The sequence below is a fragment of the Vibrio ostreae genome (assembly GCF_019226825.1).
In the GTDB taxonomy this organism is placed as follows: domain Bacteria; phylum Pseudomonadota; class Gammaproteobacteria; order Enterobacterales; family Vibrionaceae; genus Vibrio; species Vibrio ostreae.
This window is the reverse complement of the sequence record NZ_CP076643.1, coordinates 174001-193869: the sequence shown is the minus strand read 5'-3', so window position 1 is coordinate 193869 and position 19869 is coordinate 174001. Positions and strand designations below refer to the sequence as shown.

The 19869-nt window shown below is 50.7% G+C and carries 14 protein-coding genes, 17 tRNA genes and 2 pseudogenes; 22 read left to right on the top strand and 11 right to left on the bottom strand.

Annotated features, from left to right (window positions below):
* Positions 1-47 precede the first annotated feature (47 nt).
* From ybaK to hemA, 8 genes and pseudogenes are all read right to left on the bottom strand, one after another.
* Positions 48-530 (bottom strand): Cys-tRNA(Pro) deacylase, encoded by a 483-nt coding sequence (gene ybaK / locus KNV97_RS07130; protein WP_136482398.1) that lies wholly within the window; start codon positions 528-530, stop codon positions 48-50.
* 209 nt (positions 531-739) lie between these two features.
* The gene (ushA, locus tag KNV97_RS07125) at positions 740-2401 is read right to left on the bottom strand and encodes a bifunctional UDP-sugar hydrolase/5'-nucleotidase UshA (protein ID WP_218563398.1); all 1662 of its coding nucleotides are present in this window, start codon (positions 2399-2401) and stop codon (positions 740-742) included.
* 232 nt (positions 2402-2633) lie between these two features.
* A complete protein-coding gene (gene kdsA / locus KNV97_RS07120) occupies positions 2634-3485 on the bottom strand; it encodes a 3-deoxy-8-phosphooctulonate synthase (protein WP_136482396.1) in 852 nt (283 codons plus the stop codon).
* A gap of 20 nt (positions 3486-3505) precedes the next feature.
* Entirely contained in the window at positions 3506-4315 is an 810-nt protein-coding gene (locus KNV97_RS07115; protein WP_136482394.1) for a SirB1 family protein, read from the bottom strand.
* A gap of 101 nt (positions 4316-4416) precedes the next feature.
* Entirely contained in the window at positions 4417-4800 is a 384-nt protein-coding gene (locus KNV97_RS07110; RefSeq protein ID WP_136482391.1) for a SirB2 family protein, read from the bottom strand.
* Positions 4801-4826: 26 nt separating this feature from the next.
* Positions 4827-5679 (bottom strand): annotated as a pseudogene (gene prmC, locus KNV97_RS07105) (peptide chain release factor N(5)-glutamine methyltransferase).
* A gap of 3 nt (positions 5680-5682) precedes the next feature.
* The gene (prfA, locus tag KNV97_RS07100; protein WP_136482387.1) at positions 5683-6771 is read right to left on the bottom strand and encodes a peptide chain release factor 1; all 1089 of its coding nucleotides are present in this window, start codon (positions 6769-6771) and stop codon (positions 5683-5685) included.
* A gap of 32 nt (positions 6772-6803) precedes the next feature.
* Positions 6804-8064, bottom strand: a pseudogene (hemA, locus tag KNV97_RS07095) (glutamyl-tRNA reductase).
* A 174-nt stretch (positions 8065-8238) separates the two neighbouring features.
* Here hemA and lolB point away from each other — a divergent pair.
* The 22 genes from lolB (at position 8239) to KNV97_RS06985 (ending at position 15080) form a co-directional block, all read left to right on the top strand.
* Positions 8239-8853: a lipoprotein insertase outer membrane protein LolB gene (lolB, locus tag KNV97_RS07090; protein WP_136482383.1), complete on the top strand. Its 615-nt coding sequence runs from the start codon at positions 8239-8241 to the stop codon at positions 8851-8853.
* Positions 8835-9737, top strand: a complete 903-nt coding sequence (gene ispE / locus KNV97_RS07085; protein WP_218562790.1) for a 4-(cytidine 5'-diphospho)-2-C-methyl-D-erythritol kinase — start codon at positions 8835-8837, stop codon at positions 9735-9737. Before lolB ends, ispE begins: the two co-directional genes overlap by 19 nt.
* Positions 9738-9766: 29 nt before the next feature.
* Positions 9767-10711 (top strand): ribose-phosphate pyrophosphokinase, encoded by a 945-nt coding sequence (locus KNV97_RS07080; protein WP_136482379.1) that lies wholly within the window; start codon positions 9767-9769, stop codon positions 10709-10711.
* A gap of 259 nt (positions 10712-10970) precedes the next feature.
* Positions 10971-11561: an aminoacyl-tRNA hydrolase gene (gene pth, locus KNV97_RS07075; protein WP_136482377.1), complete on the top strand. Its 591-nt coding sequence runs from the start codon at positions 10971-10973 to the stop codon at positions 11559-11561.
* A gap of 11 nt (positions 11562-11572) precedes the next feature.
* A complete protein-coding gene (ychF, locus tag KNV97_RS07070; RefSeq protein WP_136482374.1) occupies positions 11573-12664 on the top strand; it encodes a redox-regulated ATPase YchF in 1092 nt (363 codons plus the stop codon).
* Between the two features lie 329 nt (positions 12665-12993).
* Positions 12994-13070, top strand: a tRNA-Met gene (locus tag KNV97_RS07065).
* Between the two features lie 53 nt (positions 13071-13123).
* Positions 13124-13208: transfer RNA gene (locus tag KNV97_RS07060), tRNA-Leu, on the top strand.
* 30 nt (positions 13209-13238) lie between these two features.
* Positions 13239-13313 (top strand) — tRNA-Gln (locus KNV97_RS07055).
* Positions 13314-13356: 43 nt separating this feature from the next.
* A tRNA-Leu gene (locus tag KNV97_RS07050) sits at positions 13357-13443 on the top strand.
* Positions 13444-13458: 15 nt separating this feature from the next.
* Positions 13459-13533, top strand: a tRNA-Gln gene (locus tag KNV97_RS07045).
* A gap of 82 nt (positions 13534-13615) precedes the next feature.
* Positions 13616-13692 (top strand) — tRNA-Met (locus KNV97_RS07040).
* A 46-nt stretch (positions 13693-13738) separates the two neighbouring features.
* Positions 13739-13823, top strand: a tRNA-Leu gene (locus tag KNV97_RS07035).
* A gap of 26 nt (positions 13824-13849) precedes the next feature.
* Positions 13850-13934, top strand: a tRNA-Leu gene (locus KNV97_RS07030).
* Positions 13935-13965: 31 nt separating this feature from the next.
* A tRNA-Gln gene (locus KNV97_RS07025) sits at positions 13966-14040 on the top strand.
* A gap of 42 nt (positions 14041-14082) precedes the next feature.
* A tRNA-Leu gene (locus tag KNV97_RS07020) sits at positions 14083-14169 on the top strand.
* Positions 14170-14184: 15 nt separating this feature from the next.
* A tRNA-Gln gene (locus tag KNV97_RS07015) sits at positions 14185-14259 on the top strand.
* A 49-nt stretch (positions 14260-14308) separates the two neighbouring features.
* A tRNA-Leu gene (locus KNV97_RS07010) sits at positions 14309-14393 on the top strand.
* A 36-nt stretch (positions 14394-14429) separates the two neighbouring features.
* Positions 14430-14506: transfer RNA gene (locus tag KNV97_RS07005), tRNA-Met, on the top strand.
* A 54-nt stretch (positions 14507-14560) separates the two neighbouring features.
* Positions 14561-14645 (top strand) — tRNA-Leu (locus tag KNV97_RS07000).
* A 124-nt stretch (positions 14646-14769) separates the two neighbouring features.
* Positions 14770-14856, top strand: a tRNA-Leu gene (locus KNV97_RS06995).
* Between the two features lie 15 nt (positions 14857-14871).
* A tRNA-Gln gene (locus KNV97_RS06990) sits at positions 14872-14946 on the top strand.
* 49 nt (positions 14947-14995) lie between these two features.
* Positions 14996-15080, top strand: a tRNA-Leu gene (locus KNV97_RS06985).
* Positions 15081-15324: 244 nt separating this feature from the next.
* Here KNV97_RS06985 and KNV97_RS06980 read toward each other — a convergent pair.
* The 3 genes from KNV97_RS06980 to flgL form a co-directional block, all read right to left on the bottom strand.
* A complete protein-coding gene (locus KNV97_RS06980; RefSeq protein WP_218562789.1) occupies positions 15325-16458 on the bottom strand; it encodes a flagellin in 1134 nt (377 codons plus the stop codon).
* Positions 16459-16983: 525 nt separating this feature from the next.
* Positions 16984-18123: a flagellin gene (locus KNV97_RS06975; RefSeq protein WP_136482370.1), complete on the bottom strand. Its 1140-nt coding sequence runs from the start codon at positions 18121-18123 to the stop codon at positions 16984-16986.
* A gap of 548 nt (positions 18124-18671) precedes the next feature.
* Positions 18672-19865, bottom strand: coding sequence for a flagellar hook-associated protein FlgL (flgL, locus tag KNV97_RS06970; RefSeq protein ID WP_218562788.1), 1194 nt, complete (start codon positions 19863-19865; stop codon positions 18672-18674).
* Between the last annotated feature and the right edge of the window lie 4 nt (positions 19866-19869).

The following is a 19869-nucleotide window of genomic DNA, read 5'->3' as shown; positions in this document are numbered from 1 at the left end:
ACAAAACGGCCTCTGCAGAGGCCGTTTTTTATTGGATGCGTATCCACTCAACCCTCGGGCTGACACAACTCCGCGAACTTAGCCCGGGTCAGCAGGGCTAAATCCTGTGGGGCCAGCTCAATTTCCAGGCCGCGCTTTCCGGCACTGACACACAAGGTCGGCAAGGTCTCGGCACTGCGATGAATAAAGGTCGGTAACGCTTTCTTCTGGCCAAGCGGACTGATGCCCCCGACCACGTAGCCGGTGGTTTTCTGCGCGATATCCGGATCAGCCATATCTGCTTTCTTGGCGCCTGCCGCTTTGGCCGCCAGCTTGAGATTGAGCTTTTGATCAACCGGGAGGATAGCCACGGCCAGATTCTTGGCTTCACCGTTGAGACAGAACAGCAGGGTTTTAAATACGGTTTTCGGATCCTGACCTAACGCCTGCGCCGCTTCCAGTCCGTAACTGCTGTGGCTGGGATCATGCTCATACTGGTGAATGGTGTGGGCAATTTTCTTCTTCTTGGCAAGATTAATGGCAGGAGTCATGCGAAATAGGTCCTTATCCCCGTTAACAAACACAAAAACAGGCGGACTTAATGCCGCCTGCCTGTCCACAAAAGCGGCTCAATTCTGGCAAACTCTGACAAATTCTGGCAACTGCGCCGCTCAGCGGTTAGTAAAAGGGATCGCACGCATAACGTCAATCTCTGCGGTCAAACTGTCAGGAATATTCCTCGGCAGCGGATAGACACCCCTTACTTATAAATAATCTCACCGGATGGGGCATACAGATTGACGTCAATCGGACTCATCGCCTGCAGATAATCCTTCAAAACCTCGGCATCAACAAAGCCGGTGTTCACAAAACCCGGATGCCGGGTAATATCCGGATAACCGTCGCCACCCGCAGCGTTATAACTCGGAATGCTGAAGCGATAATGTCCGTCCAGACGCAACTGTTTGCCACTGATAAACACATTCGATACCCGACCGTCAGCAATCGTCATCGAAATACCGGCAAATTGGGCAAACGCACCACTGTCGACCGGTTTGGTCGCCACGACATTCAGATACGCCAGCAACTCCTCACCGCCCATCTCGACATAGCTGAGTGTGTTACCAAACGGCTGAACCTGAAGTACATCTTTATAGGTCACCTCACCGGCGGCGATCGAATCGCGCACACCGCCTGAGTTCATGATAGCAAAATCGGCTTTTGCCCGTTGCATATGCGCAGTGGCAATCAGATGACCCAGATTGGTCTGCCTAAAACGCACCACATCACGATCGCCTTCCAGCTTGCCGTTGGTCTCGGCAATTTTGACATTCAGCTGTGCCTGGCCCTGCTCCTGATACGGACGCAGGAAAGCCTCCAGCGCCGGATCAGGCTCGATAGCTTGAGTGGCGATAACCCGGCTGCTCTCTCCGTTCACGCTGACTTTTTTTGTCAGGTTAACCGGGATCAACTGATAACTGATCCGATTGAGTTCGCCATTGCGGAACTGGTAATCCGCACGGCCGACATATTTGCCCCATTCATAGGCCTGCAGGATATCGGTGCCATTCTGCTGATCAGGCCGACAGGCATCGCCGGGAGCAAACTTCTTCACCATCACATTCGGGCCTTCCATGCACACCGGCTCCTGCGAATGACCGCCAATAATCATATCCAGCGCACCATGCGGCAGAGCTCGGGCCAGGGAGACATCGCCCGGCGCATTACTGCCATGCTGCGCATCCTGATAGTGCCCCATGTGGGTGACCGCAATCACCACATCCGGCTGTTCACTATGCTGCAGTTCAGCCACCAGCTGTTTGGCTTCGGTTTTAGGATCACGAAATTCCAGCCCCTCAATATACTGTGGATTACCGATCAGTGCGGTATCTTCGGTAGTGAGGCCAATCACAGCAATTTTAATCCCCTGCTTATTGATGATCTGATACGGCTGGAACAGACGCTGTCCGGTCGCTTTATCATAAATATTGGCGGATAGCAGCGGAAAATTAGCCCATTGCTGCTGCTTAAACAGCACCTCCAGCGGATTATCAAATTCGTGGTTACCAATTGCCATCGCATCGTAACCCAGCACACTCATACCTTTAAAATCCGGCTCCGCATCCAGCAGGTCTGATTCCGGCACACCGGTATTGATATCACCGCCGGAAAGCAGCAACACACTGCCACCCTGCGCGGTCACCTCGGCCCGGATCTGTTCGATCAGAGTCTTACGTGCGGCCAGGCCATATTCGCCATACTGATTCGGCCAGAAGCGGCCATGATGATCGTTGGTGTGCAAGATGGTCAGAGTGTAGGTTTTATCTTCCTGCCAGGCGGGCTGAGGTGAACTGGCACAGCCCGCCAGCACAGCGGCCAGCACACTTCCCAGCGCGGATTTTACGAGTAAGCCTTGTTTCATGAGAATGCGTTCCACTGATACGGTTCCACTGCGGTGATACGCTTCAGCGGTAAACATGTTACGCCGGTGCAAATCTGTCGCTTGCTGGCCGTCCCCACTGAAGGCATCTGCTTTATCCGCCAAGTATGTGCAACAAATCGCGCTCAAGCCAGTTTTAGCGTGTACGTTCGAGAGATGCCGCGCATAAAAAAACCGCCAAACGGCGGTTTTTCAGATTTGCAGCGCAGAGCAATCAGCGGATATCAATATGCGCAAAGCTCTTAATCATATCATCCAGAGCTTTCATCTGGGCCAGGAATGGCTCCAGCTTGTCCAGCGGCAGCGCAGACGGGCCGTCACATTTGGCCTGATCCGGAGTCGGATGCGCTTCGATAAACAGGCCGGCAATACCGGTCGCCAGACCAGCCTTAGCCAGTTCTACGGTTTGCTCACGGCGACCGCCGGAAGCGGCGCCAGATGGATCGCGCATCTGCAGAGAGTGAGTCACGTCAAAGATGATCGGGCTGCCGTTAGACGCCTTTTTCATCACCCCAAAGCCCAGCATGTCAACCACCAGGTTATCGTAACCGTGGCAAGAACCACGTTCACACAAAATCACTTTCTCGTTACCACATTCCGCGAACTTCTCAACGATGTTACCCACCTGACCCGGACTCATAAACTGTGGTTTCTTCACGTTAATCACCGCACCGGTTTTCGCCATCGCTTCCACCAGGTCAGTCTGACGCGCCAGGAACGCCGGCAACTGGATCACGTCCACAACGTCGGCAACAGGCTGAGCCTGAGCTTCTGTGTGCACGTCAGTAATGATCTTCACCCCAAAAGTATCTTTCAGTTCCTGAAAGATTTTCATCCCTTCTTCCAGGCCAGGGCCGCGGTAAGAGTGGACAGAACTGCGGTTCGCTTTATCAAACGACGCTTTGAATACGTAGGGAATGCCCAACTTTTCAGTTACTTTTACGTAGTGTTCACAGATCTGCATCGCCATATCGCGCGATTCCAGTACGTTCATACCAGCAAACAGAGTAAACGGCTTGTCGTTCGCTACCGGGATATCACCTACGTGAACAATTTTCTGTTCCATGTTTTTTCTCTTAGTTAGGCTTAATGCAGGGTCACGGCATCGTGACTCAGGGCATTAAGTTGAGTTTTCAGTAATTCTGCGGCCGGATCATCCGGGCACTGTTCAATAAAATATTGGTAGTCGGTCAAGGCAACCTGATGACAATCGAGCTGCTGGTAGATAAAACCGCGATCGCGAATTTCGTACGGATCATCGGGCACAAATGTCAGGGCCAGATCGGTACATCGCAGGGCAAGAGTATAGTGCTCTTCACGCAGCAGAGCACTTTTCACCAGCGCCAGCCAGCGACCGATAATGGTCGGGTGATCGGCCGGTTTGAGGTGATCCGTTTTCAGTTTCGTCAGCGGACCTTTGTGGCCAATCAACCACGCCTGCAGCGTATGCAGCGAGACATATTCACCAGAAAACGGATTGATGTAACGCGGCCCTTCATCCGGCCAGTGCAGCTCAACAATAAACTGGGTCGGGAATGTCACGCCTTGCAGCGGAAAGCCGAGCTGGCGGCCGAAATAAAGCAGCAGAGCCCCCAGACTGACCGGGATCCCTTTACGTCGCTCCAGTACTTTATCGATAAAAGCGTTACTGGAATCAAAGTAGGCTTCGCTGTCACCGGCGAAACCCCACTCGAAATAAAACAGGCGCAAAAACGCCTCAAAGCGTTGTTTCTCATCACGCTCATGCAACAGAGCAAGCTCGGCTTCATCCAGCAGACGCTTAAGTTCCACTTTAGCCCAGGCGACCTGAGTGTCAGGATTGATGGCTTTATTCAGCGCCAGAGCACCGTCCACCAGCTCCATCGCATCAAAATCTTCATCACACAAATCCAGCATCAAACTACTCTATCGGTTGGTTATTTCTTCAGGTTATGTCTGCACGCCCTGCGGCAAGGGCGTGCCTTTACATGACATGGCAAGACACCACTGGCAGCCTGTCAGCCAAAGAACATCGGAACTTTGGTCACTGCAATCTTGCCAGCAATCGCCAGCCAGCCCAGTGCGCCAAAGAAGGCCAGGGTGCGCATCAGCTTGGTACGACCTAGCTTAAGAGCAAACAGACCCAGGGCAATATAAGCCAGTACACAGGTCAGTTTGTCGGTCATCCACGGCGCGGCGGCCGTAAATGGAATAAAACCTGTGATGGAAATCAGACCGATGCCGGACAGCAACAGAAAGGTATCAACAACATGGGGAGTCACTTTGAGGAACTTATGTTGTAACAGAGCTGAATCGCGCATCATGAGTACATAGCGTACAGTCAGCAACAGCGCACTGAGGGCGATGGTCAGCATGTGAAAATGTTTTAATCCTTCGTACATTCTATTCCTCTTTTATTTCAACGTAATCAGCAAGCCGGGAATTGCCCCAGAGTGACGCGGTCATTGCCGGCATAATCCAGCTCTGTGCTCACTGACTGATAACCTAAATCCTGCATAATGGTGCGAACAGCCGCGCCCTGCTGATAACCGTGTTCAAACGCCAGCCAGCCGCCCGGCAACAGATGCTGCCGCGCAGCCTGACTGATATGTTTGATATCGGCTAAACCGTTATCAGCAGCGACCAGTGCAGTTTTGGGTTCAAAACGCACATCGCCCTGGTCAAGATGAGGATCATGCTCATCAATATAAGGCGGGTTAGAGACAATCAAAGCAAACTTTGTACCGGCCGCCAATGGCGAGAACCAACTGCCATGCAGAAACGTGACATTGGTGATATTTAACCGGCGGCCGTTTTCGCAGGCAAGCTGCTGTGCCTCAGGACGTAAATCAATTCCGACCACCTGGCGCTGAGGTAACTCTGATGCCAGAGCCAGGGCAATTGCACCGGTCCCGGTTCCCAAATCGAGAATATCCCCCTCCAGGGTCACCGCTTTGTCCAGAGCCAGTTCGACCAACCGTTCGGTGTCCGGTCTTGGGATCAGGGTTGAGGGGGGCAACTTTAAGCGGCAATGACCAGAATTCCCGCTCACCGAGAATATAAGCCACAGGTTCACCGCTGCTGCGCCGAGCCAGCAGGGCCTCAAACCCTTGTTGCACGTCACTGTCCAGCACTTTATCCGGCCAGGTCAGCAGATAAGATCGCGGCTTGTCGAGAGCATGACACAGCAGCACAGCAGCATCCAGCGCCGGCGAATCGCTGCCGCTGGCGCTCAATTGCAAAGTCGCCGCCTTCAGGGCGGCTTCTATGGTCAGAGACATAAATCAGTGTTGCTCAGCCAGAGCGGCGAGCTGGTCAGCCTGGTGCTCCTGAATCACAGGATCAACCAGAGTCTGCAGTTCACCCTCCATCACTTCGCTCAGACGGTAGATAGTCAGGTTGATACGGTGATCTGACACACGGCCTTGCGGATAGTTATAGGTCCGAATCCGATCACTGCGGTCACCGGAGCCCAGCAGGTTACGACGGGTATCCGAAATTTCCGCGGCACGTTTCGCTTCTTCGGCCTGGGCAATACGCGCAGCCAGCACTGACATCGCTTTGGCTTTGTTTTTATGCTGAGAACGTTCGTCCTGACATTCAACCACGATACCGGTTGGTAAGTGGGTAATCCGGATCGCAGAATCCGTGGTGTTGACGTGCTGACCACCCGCGCCCGATGAGCGGAAGGTGTCGATTTTCAGATCCGCAGTACGAATTTCCGGGATTTCCGCTTCTGGCACTTCCGCCATGACCGCAACCGTACATGCCGAGGTATGCACACGCCCCTGAGATTCCGTCGCCGGTACACGCTGCACGCGGTGACCGCCGGATTCAAATTTCAGCACGCCGTAGGCGCCATCACCGCTGACCCGGGCAATCATCTCTTTGTAACCGCCGTGTTCCGCTTCGTTGGATGACATCACTTCGATACGCCAGCCACGCTTTTCTGCGTATTTACTGTACATACGGAACAGATCACCGGCAAAAATGCCCGCTTCATCACCGCCCGCTCCGGCACGAATCTCCAGGAAGCAGTTGCGGTCATCGTTAGGATCTTTTGGCAGCAGCAGGATTTGCAGCTCATCGCTGAGACGCTCAATCGCCGCTTTCGATTCTTTGATCTCTTCCTGTGCCATTTCACGCATTTCTGCGTCATCTTCTCTGGCCATCTCTTCGGCGGCCACCAAGTCATCTTGCGCCTGCTGATAAGCCTGGAAACACTTGGTGATCTCTTCAAGCTGAGAGTACTCTTTTGACAGAGCACGGAACTTGTCCTGATCACCAATCACCGCTGGATCGCCGAGCAGATGCTGGACTTCTTCGTAACGCTCTACCAGGGATTCAAGCTTAACTAAAATCGACGCTTTCATAGTTTCTTCTTTAATGAATAAGGAGTGATAAATTATTGCGGGTCATCAAGACCCAGACTTTCTCTGATTACCGCCAGTTTACCCGGTTCGCCCTGCTCGGCCGCAGCCTGCATTGCACGCGTTGGGGTGTGGATCAGTTTATTGGTCAGTTTGTTGCTCAATTCAGTCAGCAGTTTCTCCGGATCGCCACCAGCCGCCAAGGCCTGCAAACTTTTACTCAGCAGATCCTCACGAATTTCATTCGCCGCTTTCCGGTAATCACGAATACTGTCGACCGCCTGCAACGAGCGCATCCACGACATAAAGGCCGCGCTCTCTTCACTGACGATCGCCTCAGCCTGAATCGCCTCAACCTTGCGCTGCTCTATATTACTATCGACGATAGACTGCAAATCATCCACTGAGTAGAGATAGGCGTCATTGAGATCGCCGACCTGAGCCTCAATATCGCGCGGGACCGCAATATCGACCAGCAACATCGGCTGATAACGGCGCGCTTTCAGCGCAGTCTCCACCATCCCTTTGCCAATAATAGGCAGCGGGCTGGCGGTCGAACTGATGACGATGTCCGCCGCGGCGAGATGCTCAGGGATTTCATTCAGGGCGATAACCTCACCCTCAAACTGCTCAGCCAGAGTCATGGCCCGTTCGCGAGTTCGGTTCGCAACAATAATGCGTTTACAGTTGTGACTGGCGAGATGCTTGGCCACCAGCTCAATGGTTTCACCGGCACCGACCAGCATGACGGTCGCATCAGAAAGTGATTCAAAAATATGTTTTGCCAGCGTACACGCCGCATACGCAACCGAAACGGCACTGCCGCCGATTTCGGTTTCAGTACGTACACGTTTGGCAACAGAAAACGCCTTTTGGAATAACTTTTCCAGTGACGGGTCTACCGCCCGCTCTTCACGCGAGTCGGCATAAGCCTGCTTCACCTGCCCGAGAATTTGCGGCTCACCCAGCACCAGAGAGTCGAGACCACACGACACCCGCATCAGGTGACGAATCGCGGCCTGCTCTTCATGTACATAAAGGCTGGGTTTGAGATCTTCAGGGTTAACCTGATGAAACTGAGACAGCCACTCGATCAGTTTATTCTTGCTCGACGATTTCACATCGCAATAGATTTCGGTGCGGTTACAGGTCGACAGAATAACACTGCCATGCACATAGGCGCTGTCCGACAGTTGCCCCAGAGCCTCAGACAATTTGTCTGGACCAAAAGCAACTTTTTTCTCGCAATTCAACCGAAGCCGTATTGTGATTGATACCAATAGCAAGCAAGGACATCTATCGAGGGTTCTCTGATATGAAATGGACTAGGCGCCGAATTTTACTTGATGGGCCCGTTTATTGAAAGGGTCATGTTAAAAGAGTCACCGGGATTTGTTTTCCCGACAGCGTGATTTCAATGGTATAGTGAAGCGCTTCCCTTACACAGACTGGATAAATAACGAGCAAATCATGACTTTTAAGCCACGTATTTACCTGATCTTTGCCCTTTTACTGATTCTGGCTGGCTGTAGCATGGCCCCTGAACCGGTAAGTGAAGTGCAATGGCAGTCACACCAGGCCAGATTGGCTAATATTTCGCAATTCCGTCTGTCCGGAAAAATGGGCTATATCTCTCCGGAACAACGCGAATCATTTAATTTCCAATGGCAGAAAAAGGCCGACAGCAGTCAGCTGCGCCTGACCAACTTTCTTGGCCAGACGATTCTCAACCTGACCATTTCTGCCCAGGGTGCTCGGGTCGAAACCTATGATGATCAGGTCTACACTGCCGATAATGCAGAGCAACTGATCTGGCAACTGACCGGACTTGATATTCCGATCAACCTGCTCCAGGACTGGATCCTCGGCTTACCGTCTCAGGCCGATCAGTACCAGCTCAACAGCAATAACACCCTGCAGAGTCTGGACAAAACCGCCGGTAATCGCAGCTGGCATGTCGATTATGCCCGCTACCGCGAATATCCGTGGCAAAGCACTGCCCTGCCTCTGCCGGACAAACTGAAACTGACCCAACGCCAGACCGCGATTAATCTGGTGGTATCTAAATGGACTCTGACCCCATGATCCAAGGCCCGATTGTTGATCAAACCACCCATTGGCCGTCACCGGCTAAACTGAATTTGTTTTTGTACATCACCGGCCGCCGCGCGGACGGTTATCACGAACTGCAAACTCTTTTCCAGTTTCTCGACCATGGTGACACCCTGGCTATTCGAGCCAATAACAGTGGTCAGATAGATCTTTCGCCGCTTTTGCCGGGCGTGGCCACCACAGATAACCTGATCTGGAAAGCGGCTACGGCCCTGCAGCAAGCAACCGGTTGTTCGTTAGGTGCTGAGATAGAACTCAACAAAGTTCTGCCGATGGGCGGCGGGATCGGCGGAGGATCGTCGAATGCCGCCACCGTGTTGGTGGCACTGAATTTTTTATGGCAAACCGGCCTGAGTGATGAACAACTGGCTGAGATTGGTTTAGCGCTCGGCGCAGATGTACCAGTGTTTGTACGCGGTTTTTCCGCCTTTGCCGAAGGCGTGGGTGAACAGTTAGTCGCGGTGGAACCTGAGCAAAAATGGTACCTGGTGGTTCGCCCGAATGTGAGCATAGCCACCAAGGATATTTTCACTCATCCGCATCTGACGCGCGACACCCCCAAGCGTGATCTGGCAACGCTGGTTGACACTGGTTACGAAAACGATTGCGAAAAAATTGTCCGAATGCTTTACCCAGAGGTTGATAAGCAACTTTCTTGGCTGCTACAATACGCGCCGTCAAGATTGACTGGGACGGGATCTTGCGTTTTTGCTGAGTTTTTGAGCAAGAAAGAAGCGGAAGCTGTCCTTGCCAAATTACCTGACAACGTCTCTGCGTTTATTGCCTATGGGCGCAATGTTTCACCGCTGAAAGAGACGCTGGCTGATTACCAATTGGCCTACACCCAACCTATTTAAAAACTGGACGCAACCCTGAGGTTTCCACCGTGCCTGATATGAAGCTATTTGCTGGTAACGCCACACCTGAACTAGCCCAACGTATTGCTGAACGTCTCTACATTTCCCTTGGTGATGCAACTGTATCCCGTTTCTCTGACGGCGAAGTCGCAGTACAAATCAACGAAAATGTTCGTGGTAGCGACGTATTCATCATTCAATCAACCTGTGCACCAACCAACGATAACCTGATGGAGTTGGTGGTCATGATTGATGCAATGCGCCGTGCTTCAGCAGGCCGTATTACTGCTGTTATCCCTTACTTTGGTTATGCTCGTCAAGATCGCCGCGTGCGTTCATCCCGTGTGCCAATTACTGCAAAAGTTGTTGCAGACTTCCTTTCTAACGTCGGCGTTGACCGCGTGCTAACCATCGACCTGCATGCAGAGCAAATCCAAGGCTTCTTCGATGTACCAGTAGATAACATCTTCGGTACACCGGTACTGCTGGAAGATATGAAAGTGCGCGGCCTGGAAGATCCGGTAGTCGTTTCTCCTGACCTGGGCGGCGTAGTACGTGCACGTGCTACTGCAAAAGCTCTGGGCGATATCGATATCGCGATCGTCGACAAACGTCGTCCACGCGCTAACGTATCTGAAGTGATGAACCTGATCGGTGACGTTGAAGGTCGTGACTGTGTTATCGTTGATGACATGATCGATACCGGCGGCACTCTGTGTAAAGCAGCAGAAGCGCTGAAAGAGCGCGGTGCGAAACGTGTATTTGCCTACGCCACTCACGCGGTGTTCTCAGGCAATGCTGCTAAGAACATCAAAAACTCTGTGCTTGACCAAGTGATCGTCACTGACTCAATCACTCTGTCAAAAGAGATGGCTGCGACCGGTAAAGTGACTCAACTGACGTTGTCGACCATGCTGGCTGAAGCGATTCGTCGTATCAGCAACGAAGAATCTATCTCAGCGATGTTCAACTAAGTAGCTTCGCTCAGATTATCTCTTCTAAATTGAGCGCTTCATCTTCGGATGAGGCGCTTTTTGTTTGCTGACGGTGTGAGATTTACGCCTGGCGCGGCTTATTTCGTGAGCAACCCATTATTATCGCACTGATACCCCTGGTCTCGTTGATACTCATCATGTCATCTACCCGCATCGCGCACGAAAATGCAGAGTATCGCCCCACGGCGCTTTTCTGTGCTATCATACCGCGCTTTTTGTTTCCGAAGGGATCCTAGCCTTGAGTCAACCAATTAAATTACTGGTCGGTCTGGCCAATCCGGGACCAGAATACGCCAGGACACGCCACAATGCAGGTGCATGGGTGGTCGAAGAACTCGCGCGCATTCATAATGTGGTACTCAAAAATGAACCAAAATTCTTTGGTTTAACCGGTCGAATCGTCGTCAACGGCGAAGATCTGCGTCTGCTGATCCCAACGACCTTTATGAACTTATCCGGTAAAGCCGTGGCCGCACTGGCCAAGTTTTACCAGATAAAGCCGGAAGAGATCATGATCGCGCACGATGAGCTCGATCTTCCTCCGGGCATTGCTAAGTTTAAACAAGGTGGTGGTCATGGCGGTCACAATGGCCTGAAAGACACCATCAGTAAACTGGGTAATAACAAAGAATTTTACCGCCTGCGGATTGGCATCGGCCATCCCGGGCATAAAGATAAAGTAGCAGGCTATGTGTTGGGTAAAGCTCCGGCTAAAGAGCAGGAGTGTCTGGATGCAGCGGTGGACGAATCCGTTCGCTGTCTCGACATCTTAATCAAAGATGGCCTAACGAAAGCGCAAAACCGCTTACACACGTTCAAAGCTGAATAAGGTTTACAGTCATGGGTTTTAAATGTGGCATCGTTGGTCTACCAAACGTTGGTAAATCAACACTTTTTAATGCACTCACAAAAGCAGGTATCGAGGCGGCAAACTTCCCGTTTTGTACCATCGAACCAAACACAGGTGTCGTTCCGGTACCGGATTTGCGCCTAGACGCACTGGCAAACATTGTTAACCCGGAGCGTATTCTGCCAACCACGATGGAGTTCGTTGACATCGCGGGCCTGGTTGCAGGTGCATCAAAAGGTGAAGGTCTGGGGAACAAATTCCTGGCTAACATCCGTGAAACTGACGCAATCGGTCACGTTGTACGCTGCTTCGAGAACGAAAACATCGTTCACGTTGCGGGTAAAGTCTCTCCGATTGAAGATATCGAAGTGATCAACCTGGAACTGGCTCTGGCTGACCTGGACAGCTGTGAGCGTGCCATCCAGCGCCAGGCCAAACGTGCCAAAGGCGGCGACAAAGACGCAAAATTCGAGCTGACCGTACTGGAAAAACTGCTGCCAGTACTGACTGAAGGTGGTTCTGCCCGCACGGTGACACTGTCAAAAGAAGAGCTGGCAGCCGTTGGTTACCTCAACTTCCTGACTCTGAAGCCGACCATGTACATCGCTAACGTGGCGGAAGACGGTTTTGAAGATAACCCGTACCTGGATGCTGTACGTGAATTCGCCGCCAAAGAAAACAACGTGGTGGTTCCGGTTTGTGCCGCGATCGAATCTGAGTTGTCTGAGTTGGAAGAAGAAGAGCGTGATGAATTCCTGGCCGATCTGGGGATCGAAGAGCCGGGCCTGAACCGGGTTATCCGTTCTGGTTACGATTTGCTGAACCTGCACACTTACTTTACCGCCGGCGTTAAAGAAGTACGTGCCTGGACTATCCCTGTCGGCGCAACGGCTCCGCAAGCTGCCGGTAAGATCCACACCGACTTCGAACGCGGCTTCATCCGTGCTGAAGTTGTGGGTTACGATGCCTACATCGAATTCAACGGTGAAAGTGGCGCCAAAGAAGCCGGTAAATGGCGTCTGGAAGGTAAAGACTACATCGTAAAAGATGGCGATGTTATCCACTTCCGCTTCAACGTTTAAGCTCTGCGTTGACCTATCCGTTTAAATAACATTCAACTCGCCTGAGGCAAAATCAGGCAGTTGAACAAAAGCCAACCAAGCGGTTGGCTTTTTTGTTTTAACGGCTGTTAAATATGAGAAATTCGCTCAGGTCAAAGGTAATGAATCTGTTGTTTTACTAGCGCTTTTTGATCACAAACACGCCTCTTTGATTAAAAATAACCCGAACAGTCAATTTCAGGGAATTTATTCAAAAAAACTGTTGACGCTCCTGAGCCATATCCGCATAATGCGCTCCGTTCTCAGCGATAAGGCAACTTTGAAGCGAGTAACGAAAATGAAAAATTGTTGGCTACGTAGCTCAGCTGGTTAGAGCACATCACTCATAATGATGGGGTCACAGGTTCGAATCCCGTCGTAGCCACCATTTCCTAAATGCTTTCGCTTAACTTGATTAAGTAAGAGTAATTAGGAAATAATGCGGAAGTGGCGAAATTGGTAGACGCACCAGATTTAGGTTCTGGCGCCGCAAGGTGTGAGAGTTCAAGTCTCTCCTTCCGCACCATTATTTAAGATAACGCAAGTTATTGCCTGCAGGTCTATCGCCAAGCGGTAAGGCAGCGGCTTTTGATGCCGCCATTCCCTGGTTCGAATCCAGGTAGACCTGCCATTTTTACACCTTGCCTGAGGTTATCAGGCAGAATACTGAATTTGCGGTGGTGGCGGAATTGGTAGACGCGCTAGCTTCAGGTGCTAGTGTCCGTTAGGACGTGAGGGTTCAAGTCCCTCCCTCCGCACCAAATTCAGTAGATTGTAGGTCTATCGCCAAGCGGTAAGGCAGCGGCTTTTGATGCCGCCATTCCCTGGTTCGAATCCAGGTAGACCTGCCATAATTCTTTAGATTTCAATGCGATTTAAAAACCATTGGAACTGAATGCGAGATTGTATTATAGTTTCTCGCTCAAAATTGTTGGCTACGTAGCTCAGCTGGTTAGAGCACATCACTCATAATGATGGGGTCACAGGTTCGAATCCCGTCGTAGCCACCACTTATTCAAGTTAATCATTTTGCTGATTGGCTTAGAATACCGGGACGCGGAAGTGGCGAAATTGGTAGACGCACCAGATTTAGGTTCTGGCGCCGTAAGGTGTGAGAGTTCAAGTCTCTCCTTCCGCACCATCATCCCGATATTCTGAAACTGTTTTGCGGAAGTGGCGAAATTGGTAGACGCACCAGATTTAGGTTCTGGCGCCGCAAGGTGTAAGAGTTCAAGTCTCTTCTTCCGCACCATAATTTGCGATAACGACACGTTATCCGCTGTAGGTCTATCGCCAAGCGGTAAGGCAGCGGCTTTTGATGCCGCCATTCCCTGGTTCGAATCCAGGTAGACCTGCCATTTTACACCTTGTCTGAGGTTATCAGACAACATACTGAATTTGCGGTGGTGGCGGAATTGGTAGACGCGCTAGCTTCAGGTGCTAGTGTCCGTTAGGACGTGAGGGTTCAAGTCCCTCCCTCCGCACCAAATTCAGTAGATTGTAGGTCTATCGCCAAGCGGTAAGGCAGCGGCTTTTGATGCCGCCATTCCCTGGTTCGAATCCAGGTAGACCTGCCATTACAACGATGATTCGATATACCAAGTCGGGTTATCTACAAAACATGATGCGGAAGTGGCGAAATTGGTAGACGCACCAGATTTAGGTTCTGGCGCCGCAAGGTGTGAGAGTTCAAGTCTCTCCTTCCGCACCATTATTCTTAAGTATTAATACATAAGAATAACAGAGTGGCTACGTAGCTCAGCTGGTTAGAGCACATCACTCATAATGATGGGGTCACAGGTTCGAATCCCGTCGTAGCCACCATTTCCTAAACGCTTTTAGATCAGAACATCTGAACCGAGAGTAGTTAGGAAACATGCGGAAGTGGCGAAATTGGTAGACGCACCAGATTTAGGTTCTGGCGCCGCAAGGTGTAAGAGTTCAAGTCTCTTCTTCCGCACCATGTTGACGATAATATGAAAAACTTTTCAATATTATCAAAAAGCTGCGTGACAACAGCTTAAGTTCCGGTTAGTATTCCGGAACAGGTTGTCACAAGATAGCTTAACAGAGTAATACTAAATTTTGCGGTGGTGGCGGAATTGGTAGACGCGCTAGCTTCAGGTGCTAGTGTCCGTTAGGACGTGAGGGTTCAAGTCCCTCCCTCCGCACCAAATTTAGTATCTTGTAGGTCTATCGCCAAGCGGTAAGGCAGCGGCTTTTGATGCCGCCATTCCCTGGTTCGAATCCAGGTAGACCTGCCATTACAACGATGATTCGATATACCAAGTCGGGTTGTCCACAAATCAAGTTGCGGAAGTGGCGAAATTGGTAGACGCACCAGATTTAGGTTCTGGCGCCGCAAGGTGTGAGAGTTCAAGTCTCTCCTTCCGCACCATAGATTGACAAAACCCAGCATCGGCTGGGTTTTGTTTTATCTGTCGTTCCTATATTTCCCTACTGCCTGGGTACTAAAAAATCCAACCTAAGCGGGATCTGTTAGTCACTGTCTCATGTTCAAATTCACGATTTAGTTTACGCGCTCAGGCATTAGTCTACCCACTCACTAAATCGATCCTAAGCCAATACGCAGTTCATAAGCCAACGAAGCTGTTTGTGAAGCAACTATTGAGTCACTGCACTTATCCCAGTAACGCCAACGCGGTATTTGGCGCTTGTCTTGCCTGAGCGAGCACCGAGCCGGAAGCTTGGGCCAGGATCTGAGATTTGGTCAGTGCCGTGGTTTCTTTGGCAAAGTCCGTATCCTTGATACGGCTCTTCGACGCATTCACATTCTCGTTAATGTTATCCAGGTTACTGATCGCATGGTTAAAGCGGTTCTGGAATGCACCCAGTTCAGCTCGGTGACTATCCACAAACTTCAACGCGGCATCCACCACTGCCACTGATTGCTGAGCGCCACCTACAGAGGTAACATCAATCGTATCAACAGTCAGCGCCTGGCCATCCTGCATCCCCAACTCACCAGCCAGACTCCCCCCAAAGCTCACCGGTCCGGTGACCTTGTTATTGTCAGCAAACAGTTGCAGCCTGCCCTCTTCATCCACGGAGGCTTTGACCATGTCGGTCTGACCATTGATGTAAGTGGCCAGCTCTTCAATATCATCACCTTCTTTGGCGTTAATTGAGATGGTCTGCTCACCACCAAAACGGTCATTGAGGGTAATGGTCAGATCATTCGCATCGGCTGCCACGCCCCAGTCACTGTCTTTGCCTTGTGACGCCTGGTAGCCGGTGCCGCCCATCATGCGGTTATCACTGCGCATGTTGTTCAGGGTCAGCATGACGGCTTCACCGCTGTCAGCACCGATCTGAAACGCTTTGGTTTCAAAGGTACCATTGAGCAGCTTGTTACCACCAAATGAAGTGGTTTCCGCAATCCGGTTCAGTTCATCATTCAACGCCGTCACTTCTTCCTGAATAGCCTGGCGCTCTGATTTCGAGTTAGAGCCGTTGGCCGATTGCAGGGACAAATCACGCATACGTTGCAGAATGTTGGTGGTTTCATTCATTGCACCTTCCGCGGTCTGCGCCATCGAGATGCCGTCATTGGCATTGCGCACCGCTACATCCAGGCCACGGCTCTGGACATTAAGGCGGTTAGATATTTGCAGACCGGCCGCATCATCTTTTGCGCTGTTGATTCGGTAACCTGACGACAAACGTTCCATAGAAGCCTGTTGGGCGTTGGTCGCACTGTTCAGATAACGCTGAGCTGTCATTGCTGACACATTAGTATTTACATTAACCGCCATAAGATTATCTCCTGTTGATTTTCAGACGTAGCGGAACTTAACGAACGGTTTCCGACGTCTCGGAAATCCAAAGTGTTCTCTCAAAGTTATCTCTAATAGCGACCCGGCTAAATTTAGCTTTAGACAAACGCAGCGAATAAGTTAAAAAACGAACAATGGATGCAAGAAGTGCGAGATAAGACGCAAAAGTAAACAACCCGAACAAAAAAGGCTAAAGATTAATCAAAAACGGACGGTGCAACACAGTGCACATCAGGGCAAGTAAATGGGGTATCAATCAGACGTGAGTAAATAGCAGGCAAAAGAAAAGCCCCTTTCCTTTGAGAGAACCGGGGCTGGGTTGGAAGCCAACGCCAATGTGGAGATCAGAGAAATGAACACATTTTGGCTACCAGATTGTGTATGACAACGTTTGCTTAACAAGCAGGTTTAGGTGAGAGAGCTTGTCAATCTCCGGTTATCATACTTTGCCAGGGGACCTTCATCGTAAGCTCACGTCTGAGCCGGAAATAAAGGCTCCCTATCTTACTGCAATAGTGAAATTGCAGAGTTAGGCAACTGTTTTGCTTGGGCAAGAATCGAAGTCCCTGCCTGTTGCAGAATTTGTGCTTTGGTCATTTGCGTGGTTTCTTTCGCAAAGTCGGTATCTTTAATCCGGCTCTTCGAAGCTTCCACGTTTTCCTGGATGTTAGCCAGGTTGCTGATACTGTGGCTCAAACGGTTTTGCTTCGCCCCCAGATCTGCACGCTGTGCGTCAACATATTTCAGTGCTGCATCCAGGATACCGACTGCGTTTTGTGAACCACCGACCGAGGTCACATCAATGTCCTGCACTGTGGTGTAAACACCGTTATCGGTACTCAGACCCAGTTCATTGGCCAGGCCACCAGAGATGCTCAAACCAGAGGCCAGATTAGGTTCCGCAACAAAAACTTGCAGACGTCCCTCATCATCAACCGAGGCTTTAAACATGTCAGTCTGGCCGTTGAGGTACGTCGCCACTTCTTCAATATCATCACCAGCTTTGGCATTGATATTAATCGTCACAGGCTCACCGTCTTCTCCGGTGTACTCTAACTGCATCGTGTTGGCATTCGCTGGTACACCCCAGTCCTGACTCTTACCTTGTTCAGCAAGGTACGACACACCGCCCATACGATGGTCATCAGCACGAATGCTGGTCAGGCCCATGATCACCGCTTCACCTGAGCTAGCACCGATCTGGAACGAAGCTTCACCAAATGAGCCGTTCAGCAGCTTACGGCCACCGAAAGAGGTGGTTTCAGCAATACGGTTCAATTCGTCCTGCAGAGCTTTTACTTCTTCGTTAATCGCACCACGTTCAGAGTCTGAGTTGGTGCCGTTCGCCGATTGCAGTGACAAGTCACGCATACGTTGCAGAATCGAGGTAGACTCATTCATCGCCCCTTCCGCTGTCTGCGCAATTGAGATGCCATCGTTGGCGTTACGCATTGCCACATCCAGACCGCGAGACTGAGCTGTCAGACGGTTTGAGATCTGCAGGCCGGCCGCATCATCTTTCGCACTGTTGATACGATTACCTGACGATAAACGCTCCATCGAGGTGTTCAGCTCGTTAGACGACTTATTCAGATAACGTTGTGCGGTCATCGCCGACACGTTGGTATTGACGTTAATGGTCATAGTTTGCTCTCCTATCGAGTTCGCAAGCTTTATGCGAAGCGGTCAGCTGGACTCTTTTGGAAGCACTGACCGTGAATAACTTGCCAAACACGCATCACTGCGCGTTTTAGAACCGTATTTATAAACTGTGGTAATAATTTAAGGTTACTAATAACAATCCAAATTGTGTGCCAACTTTAAAACCTGTAAGTAATTAAAAAATTATTTACCTGTTTTTCAATGAGTTAATTAACACCTTGTGCTTTAAAGGCCTATCAGCTGTTAACCATTACCCTGAGCGGCAAACAACCATTACCATAATCATTGCCGTTTATTTATTCACCACCCGAGGCGGCAACCCCTGCCCTGCCAACGCGGCAAAAAAATGCCCATCAGGTAAAGCGTTGACGTAGCGCGGCCCTCCGACTTCGCCTGCGTGCCTTTTTCATTTCGCTGCTGTCATCTCACTTCGCACATATGGCATAGCTCATATGGCAGGGAAGTACGATGCAGTTGCGAGCAGATAAAGAACCACCACCACCCATCGTGCTAATCAGCGCCAGGCGTGATCAAATATAATTAAACAGGGTCAAATCTTTGGTTTTACCAAAAGCTTGCTGAGAAGCCTGCAGCGCACGGGAATTCTCATTAAACTCGATCACCGCGTCCGCGTAGTCGAGATCCTCAAACTGGCTTTTCGACTTCGCCAGGCTGATTTTAAAATCTTCATGCTGCTCTTCCTGAATATCCAGAGTACTCAGGTGGGCACCAATATCAGTCCGCTGTTTATTAAGATGAATAAAAGCGGTATGAAATTCTTCGGTCATCTGCTGCAACTTGGCTGTGGTTGAAGCATCAGACACTGACCCTTTAGAAAGCTCAATGGCATCTCTGAAGGTGTCGAAAATACTGTAGCTATCGCGTGGCGTCAGCGACATGCTGTCGCCGGCAGTCAGCTGTCCTTTGACGTGTATGGTCAGCCCTTCATATTCAATACCGGTTTTCGGGTCAAAATCATCTGCCGCCACCACAGAGCCATTGCGCTCGAGTTGATAACCGAACTGGCCGTTTTGCATATCGACAAAGGTCAGCGTGTATTGACCATCGTCATCCGGATCGCTGTTGGTCGCTCTCTCAAGCAACAATTCTGATCCTTCCTGCAACTGATAATCCGGTGCGTAATCGCCAAACGGGTTTTCAATCTCCATGAACATCTTGCTGCCCGGAGTATTAAACGGTACTTCCAGGCTGTTAGAGATCTTCATCTTGCGCTGGTAATCATCTCCGGCGTACGACACATTACCGGCATTATCGCGAAAGAACGGCTGAGTGGTCGGCTTGGTGCCGGCAAAAATATAGTTACCCGATTCGTCCTGCACATTGGCCAGGCTGAGCATGTTGTTCGAAATTTCCTCCAGCTCACGGGCTTTAGCAGCCCGGTCTTCAGGAGAAAGTGAGCCGTTGATCATTTCCATCACGTTGCGTTTCGCCTTATCGGCAAAATCTTCAGTGTTGGAGACAATCACTTCCTGATGCTCAAGCCGGTTACGGACCAGAGTAATGGCATCAATGTACTGGCGCAGCTGCTCTTCCTGCTGTGACACATTCTGGATATAGTGAGTCGCCAGCGGATTATCCGCCGCCGACAACAACTTCTTACCGGAAGCCAGCTGAGCCTGGTTGTGATGAACTTTCGATTCCTGACGACGCAAATCATTTTGCACCGACTGATAATTGTGGAAGCTGGAAATACGATTAAACATTCAG